The 6,607-nt window shown below is 66.7% G+C and carries 2 protein-coding genes and 1 pseudogene; all 3 read left to right on the top strand.

What is annotated here, in order from left to right; translation table 11 throughout:
• Positions 1–426 (top strand): annotated as a pseudogene (locus A5695_RS29640) (ATPase); the annotation flags it as partial.
• A 641-nt stretch (positions 427–1,067) separates the two neighbouring features.
• On the top strand, positions 1,068–5,651 hold the full coding sequence (gltB, locus tag A5695_RS13990; RefSeq protein ID WP_068082701.1) for a glutamate synthase large subunit: 4,584 nt from the start codon (positions 1,068–1,070) through the stop codon (positions 5,649–5,651).
• Positions 5,644–6,607 (top strand): glutamate synthase subunit beta (locus A5695_RS13995; RefSeq protein WP_068082705.1); only part of this gene is annotated, 964 nt, incomplete at its 3' end. The genes gltB and A5695_RS13995, both read left to right, overlap by 8 nt.

The raw sequence follows: 6,607 nt of genomic DNA on the forward strand, positions 1-6,607 counted from the left end.
GGCCAGCTGCGCCCGCGTGCGTTTGTCGGCATGGCCGCCGGCTCTGCACCGCGGCCGCCTGCGCAGGCCGCTTCGGCCCCGGTCGCACCCGTCGGCCCCAAGCCCGCCCCGTCGGGCGTCGATGCGGTGCCCGATCGCGGTTGGCGACGTGTTCTCCGGCGGATGACTTTCGGCCTGGTCGCTCTCGGCCCGTCACCGGCCCAGCAGCAGGACGCGCAGTTCGAGACGATCATCCGTACCCGACTGCACGGCAACTACAAGGTCGGCGTCCTCGGCAAGGGTGGGGTGGGAAAGACCTCGGTGGCCGCTAGCGTTGGATCGCTGTTCGCCGAGCTCCGGCGGCAGGATCACACCGTGGCGATCGACGCCGACACGGCGTTCGGGCGCCTCAGCAGCCGAATCGACCCGGCGACCACCGGCTCGTTCATGGGCTCCTCGGGTGCCAGGCGATCGAGCGGCGCCCAGGTGGTCTGTCCGGCGCCAGTGATAAGCGCCACGACCCAACCACCGACGCCGGATACGGGACCAGTACCGGTCCAGTATCTCCTGCGTGGCTCGCTTTGCCACCGCGCAAACTTAGCAGCGCTTACTGCACTGCGTCCGCGGAGGCTTTGCTCGCGCCCTGAGCACCATCATGCGGGCCGGTTGCCACGCGTGACGCCCACTCACGGCTCGCGCCAGCAAACTTCGATGCGAGTCCGATCCGCCGCACCGGACCGTTGGGATCCGGACCGCTGTGACGCAAATTGCAGACCCAAAGCAGCACGTCGAGCCTATTGCAGCGCTTCCTCCGCCGACGAATTTACGGCGCTGCCGACTGGCGGTTAGACTTGGCGAAGTTGGCATGTCAGGCGGGTATTGGCATATCGTTTTACGACTTGTCGAGACCGGTTCCAGGCCACCGTTCAGCGCTGCACGGACGCATCCCTAACAGGATCATCTCCGCTTGGGGGACAGCCTATCGAGACAAGGCCGAGGGGTCACAGCCCGCAACCTCCGGGGGTGCGATCTCATCGGAGCAGCCGTCATCGGCCGCTCGCAACGTTCAGGTGAAGGGTCAGGTGCATATGACGCCCAAGCGCGCCGGGTTATACAACCCCGCGTTCGAGCACGATTCGTGCGGGGTAGCCATGGTCGTCGACATGCACGGCCGACGTAGCCGCGACATCGTGGACAAGGCAATCACCGCGCTGCTCAACCTCGAACACCGCGGTGCTCAGGGCGCCGAGCCGCGCAGCGGTGACGGGGCCGGCATTCTGATCCAGGTTCCGGATGCGTTCCTGCGTGAGGTCGTGGACTTCGAACTGCCCGAGCCGGGCAGCTACGCCACCGGCATCGCTTTCCTGCCGCAGTCGGCGAAGGATGCCGCGGCCGCCTGCGACGCGGTCGAGAAGATCGCCGAGTCCGAGGGCCTGACGGTGCTCGGCTGGCGCAACGTGCCCATCGACGACTCCTCGCTGGGTGCCCTGTCCCGCGACGCGATGCCCACCTTCCGGCAGATGTTCCTGGCCGGCGCCTCGGACATGACGCTCGAGCGTCGCTGCTATCTGGTCCGCAAGCGCGCCGAGCACGAACTCGGCACCAAGGGGCCCGGTCAGGACGGGCCCGGGCGTGAAACCGTTTATTTCCCAAGCCTTTCCGGTCAGACCATGGTCTACAAGGGTATGCTGACCACCCCGCAGCTCAAGGCGTTTTACCTTGACCTGCAAGACGATCGGATGACCAGCGCGCTGGGCATCGTGCACTCGCGGTTCTCCACCAACACCTTCCCGTCGTGGCCGCTGGCCCACCCGTTCCGCCGGGTCGCCCACAACGGCGAAATCAACACCGTCAAAGGCAACGAGAACTGGATGCGGGCCCGCGAGGCGCTGATCAAGACCGAGATCTTCGGCACGGAAGCCGATGTCGAGAAGCTGTTCCCAATCTGTACCCCGGGCGCCTCCGACACCGCACGCTTCGACGAGGCGCTCGAACTGCTACACCTGGGGGGCCGCAGCCTGGCCCACGCGGTGCTGATGATGATCCCCGAGGCGTGGGAACGCAACGAGTCGATGGACCCGGCGCGGCGGGCGTTCTACGAGTTCCACGCGTCGTTGATGGAGCCCTGGGACGGCCCCGCGTCGATCACCTTCACCGACGGCACCATCGTGGGCGCCGTGCTTGACCGAAATGGCTTGCGCCCCTCGCGGATCTGGGTCACCGATGACGGCTTGGTGGTGATGGCCTCCGAGGCCGGTGTCCTTGACCTGGAACCCGCCAAGGTGGTGCGCCGGATGCGGTTGCAGCCGGGCCGGATGTTCCTGGTGGACACCACACAGGGTCGCATCGTCTCCGACGAGGAAATCAAGGCCGAACTCGCGGCCGAGCACCCGTACCAGGAGTGGCTCGACCGCAACCTGGTTCCCCTGGAGAAGCTGCCGCAGGGCGACTACGTGCGGATGCCCCACGATCGACTCGTCAAGCGGCAGTTGGCATTCGGCTACACCTATGAGGAACTCAACCTGTTGGTGTCGCCCATGGTGCGCACCGGTGCCGAGCCGATCGGCTCGATGGGCACCGACACCCCGGTCGCCGTGCTCTCGCAGCGGCCGCGGATGCTCTACGACTACTTCCAGCAGCTGTTCGCTCAGGTGACCAACCCGCCGCTGGACGCCATCCGCGAAGAGGTGGTGACCAGCCTGCAGGGCACCACCGGTGGTGAGTGCGACCTGCTCAACCCGACCGAACACTCCTGTCACCAGATCGCGTTGCAGCAACCGATCCTGCGCAACCACGAGCTGGCCAAGTTGATCAACCTCAATCCCGACGATGAGGTCAACGGGCGCCCGCATGGCATGCGCTCCAAGGCGATCCGTTGCCTGTATCCGGTCGCCGAGGGCGGCGCCGGATTGGCGGCGGCGCTCGACGACGTCCGCGCACAGGCGTCGGCCGCGATCGAGGACGGCGCGCGCATCATCATCCTGTCCGACCGGGAGTCCAACGAGCAGATGGCGCCCATCCCGTCGCTGCTCGCCGTCGCCGGTGTGCACCACCACCTGGTGCGCGACCGGACCCGCACCCACGTGGGCCTGGTCGTCGAGACCGGTGACGCCCGCGAGGTGCACCACATGGCGATGCTGATCGGGTGCGGGGCGGCGGCGATCAACCCCTACCTGGCGTTCGAGTCGATCGAGGACATGCTCGACCGCGGCGCGATCGACGGGATCGACCGCGATAAGGCGCTGAACAACTACGTCAAGGCCGCCGGCAAGGGCGTGCTCAAAGTGATGTCCAAGATGGGCATTTCGACGCTCGCCTCCTACACCGGGGCGCAGCTGTTCCAGGCGGTGGGCATCTCCGAAGACGTACTCGACGAGTACTTCACCGGGCTGAGCTGTCCGATCGGCGGGATCACGCTGGAGGACATCGCCGCCGACGTCGCCGCCCGGCACCGGCTGGCCTACCTGGACCGCCGCGACGAACGGGCGCACCGCGAGCTCGAAGTGGGCGGCGAGTACCAGTGGCGCCGGGAAGGTGAGTACCACCTTTTCAACCCGGAGACCGTCTTCAAGCTGCAGCACTCGACCCGCACCGGCCAGTACAACATCTTCAAGGACTACACCCGGCTGGTCGACGATCAGAGCGAGCGGATGGCCTCGCTGCGTGGCCTGCTCAAGTTCCGCGGCGGGGTGCGTCCCCCGATCCCGCTGGACGAGGTCGAGCCGGCCAGCGAGATCGTCAAGCGCTTCTCCACCGGGGCGATGAGCTACGGTTCGATCTCGGCCGAAGCGCACGAGACGCTCGCCATCGCGATGAACCGATTGGGCGGGCGATCCAACAGCGGTGAGGGCGGCGAGGACGTCAAGCGTTTCGACCGCGATCCCAATGGGGATTGGCGCCGCAGCGCGATCAAACAGGTCGCATCCGCACGGTTTGGTGTGACCTCGCACTACCTGACGAATTGCACCGACATCCAGATCAAGATGGCGCAAGGCGCCAAACCCGGTGAGGGCGGCCAGCTTCCGGGTCACAAGGTGTACCCGTGGGTCGCCGAGGTCCGGCATTCGACACCCGGCGTCGGCCTGATCTCTCCGCCGCCGCACCACGACATCTACTCCATCGAGGATCTCGCGCAGCTGATCCACGACCTGAAGAACGCCAACCCGTCCGCGCGGGTGCACGTCAAGCTGGTCTCCGAGAACGGGGTAGGCACGGTTGCGGCCGGTGTTTCCAAGGCGCACGCCGACGTGGTGTTGATCTCGGGCCACGACGGCGGCACGGGGGCGACGCCGCTGACATCGCAGAAGCACGCCGGCGCCCCCTGGGAGCTGGGTCTGGCCGAGACGCAACAGACCTTGCTCCTCAACGGGTTACGTGACCGGATCGTCGTCCAGGTGGACGGTCAGCTCAAGACAGGCCGCGACGTGATGATCGCCGCGCTGCTGGGCGCCGAGGAGTTCGGCTTCGCCACCGCGCCGCTGGTGGTCGCCGGCTGCATCATGATGCGGGTCTGTCACCTGGACACCTGCCCGGTCGGTGTGGCCACCCAGAACCCGCTGCTGCGCGAGCGGTTCACCGGCAAGCCGGAGTTCGTCGAAAATTTCTTCGTGTTCATCGCCGAAGAGGTTCGGGAGTACATGGCGCAGTTGGGTTTCCGCACCCTCAACGAGGCCGTCGGCCAGGTGGGCGCGCTGGACACCACGCTGGCGCGTGCGCACTGGAAGGCCCACAAGCTGGATCTCACGCCGGTGCTACACGAGCCCGAGTCGGCGTTCATGAACCAGGACCTGTACTGCAGCTCGCGGCAGGACCACGGCCTGGACAAGGCGCTGGATCAGCAGTTGATCGTGATGAGCCGGGAGGCGCTCGACTCCGGCAAGCCGGTGCGCTTCTCCACCACGATCAGCAACGTCAATCGCACGGTGGGCACCATGCTCGGCCACGAGGTGACGAAAGCCTATGGCGGCCAGGGCCTTCCGGACGGAACCATCGATATCACGTTCGACGGCTCCGCGGGCAACAGTTTTGGGGCTTTCGTTCCGATGGGAATCACCCTGCGGGTCTACGGCGATGCCAACGACTACGTCGGCAAGGGCCTGTCCGGTGGCCGAATTGTGGTGCGGCCCTCCGACAACGTGCCGCACGACTATGTGGCCGAGGACAACATCATCGGGGGCAACGTGATCCTGTTCGGTGCGACCAGCGGGGAGGCCTTCCTGCGCGGAGTGGTCGGCGAGCGGTTCGCGGTCCGCAACTCCGGCGCCCACGCGGTGGTCGAGGGTGTGGGTGACCATGGATGCGAATACATGACGGGTGGTCGAGTAGTGATTTTGGGCCGCACTGGCCGCAACTTCGCCGCGGGAATGTCGGGCGGTGTGGCTTACGTCTACGACCCCGACGAGGAATTGCCGGACAATCTCAACATCGAGATGGTGGAGATGGAGGCGCTGGACTCCGACGACGCCGAGTTCCTGCACGGGATCATCCAGGCGCACGTGGATGCCACCGATTCCGCGGTCGGCCAGCGCATCCTGGGCGACTGGCGTGGCCAGCAGCGCCACTTCGTCAAGGTGATGCCGCGCGACTACAAGAAGGTGCTGCAGGCGATCGCCGAGGCTGAGCGCGACGGCGTCGACGTGGACAAGGCGATCATGGCGGCCGCGCATGGCTGATCCGAGCGGCTTCCTGAAGTACACCCACCGGGAACTGCCGAAACGTCGGCCTGTCCCGCTGCGGTTGAAGGACTGGCACGAGGTCTACGAAGACTTCGACGAAGGCACCCTGCGCGAGCAGGCGACCCGTTGCATGGATTGCGGTATTCCGTTCTGCCACAACGGCTGTCCATTGGGGAACCTCATCCCCGAATGGAACGACCTGGTGCGCGGGGGCCGCTGGCGCGATGCGATCGAGCGGCTGCACGCCACCAACAACTTCCCGGACTTCACCGGCCGGCTCTGCCCGGCACCGTGTGAGCCGGCATGCGTGCTCGGCATCAACCAGGATCCGGTGACGATCAAGCAGATCGAGCTGGAGATCATCGACCGTGCCTTCGAGGAAGGCTTCGTGGTGCCGCTCCCCCCGGACAAGCTGACCGGGAAGAAGGTCGCGGTGGTGGGCTCCGGGCCGGCCGGTCTGGCCGCGGCGCAGCAATTGACCCGCGCCGGCCACACCGTCACCGTCTTCGAGCGGGCTGACCGCATCGGCGGCCTGCTGCGCTACGGCATCCCGGAATTCAAGATGGAGAAGCGGGTCCTCGACCGGCGCCTGGACCAAATGCGCGCGGAGGGCACCGAGTTCCGCGCCGGTGTCAACGTCGGGGTCGACATCACCGCCGAACAACTGCGCGCCGAATTCGACGCGGTGGTGCTGGCCGGTGGCGCGACCGCCGGGCGGGACCTGCCCATCCCCGGTCGGGAACTGGACGGGATTCACCAGGCGATGGAGTACCTGCCATGGGGCAACCGGGTGCAGGAGGGCGACGACGTCCTCGGCCCCGACGGGGAGCCCCCGATCACCGCCAAGGGCAAGAAGGTCGTCATCATCGGCGGCGGCGACACCGGCGCGGACTGCCTCGGTACCGCGCACCGCCAGGGTGCAACCGTCGTGCACCAATTCGAGATCATGCCGC

The sequence above is a fragment of the Mycobacterium sp. E1747 genome, assembly GCF_001667775.1.
Classification (GTDB): Bacteria; Actinomycetota; Actinomycetes; order Mycobacteriales; family Mycobacteriaceae; genus Mycobacterium.

Coding starts and splice junctions, on each gene's coding strand:
- gltB (WP_068082701.1), top strand. CDS start 1,068: ATGACGCCCAAGCGCGCCGGGTTATACAACCCCGCGTTCGAGCACGAT.